At 43.9% G+C, this 442-nt stretch carries 2 protein-coding genes; one reads left to right on the top strand and one right to left on the bottom strand.

What is annotated here, in order from left to right:
* A partial coding sequence (gene tnpA / locus BHE89_RS20770) for an IS200/IS605 family transposase (protein WP_128860756.1) occupies positions 1-335 on the bottom strand: 335 nt, incomplete at its 3' end.
* Positions 336-388: 53 nt separating this feature from the next.
* On the opposite strand from tnpA, the gene BHE89_RS27195 reads away from it, so the two are divergent.
* The coding region (locus BHE89_RS27195; protein WP_171742541.1) for a helix-turn-helix domain-containing protein at positions 389-442 on the top strand (54 nt) is incomplete at its 3' end.

The following is a 442-nucleotide window of genomic DNA, read 5'->3' as shown; positions in this document are numbered from 1 at the left end:
AAAAGTCCCGTTTTACTTTGCGTCCGTAAATGTGTGTTTTGCTGGCGCAACAGGCGCGACGATACTGATTTCAGATTGTTGACCATCACACTGACCGCTAGTTTTGGCGGGTAAGCAACCAGCAGATGCACATGGTCAGGCTCTCCGTCCATCTCAATAATTTCGCATTCAAGTTTTGCCGCAGCGGAGTCAAATGCATCACGCAGTTGAGCGAGCATCTGTCCGTCAAATAGCTTACGTCGATACTTTGTCGTAAAGATCAGATGCACGACCAGTTTACTGACACTGTGCCGCTTTCTGAGGAATTCCGCCAGTAAATCATTATGATTACTCAATTGATATATTTCCCTAACATGTTAAAATAAAAACATTATATCAATGAGCGCTGATGATGTTAAGAGCAACAAAAGTACGCATCTACCCTACACCAGAACAGGCTGAA

Source organism: Shigella sp. FC1967 (assembly GCF_001743005.1).
In the GTDB taxonomy this organism is placed as follows: domain Bacteria; phylum Pseudomonadota; class Gammaproteobacteria; order Enterobacterales; family Enterobacteriaceae; genus Proteus.
Note: the sequence above shows the minus strand (reverse complement) of the source record. Positions and strands in the feature narration are given on the sequence as shown.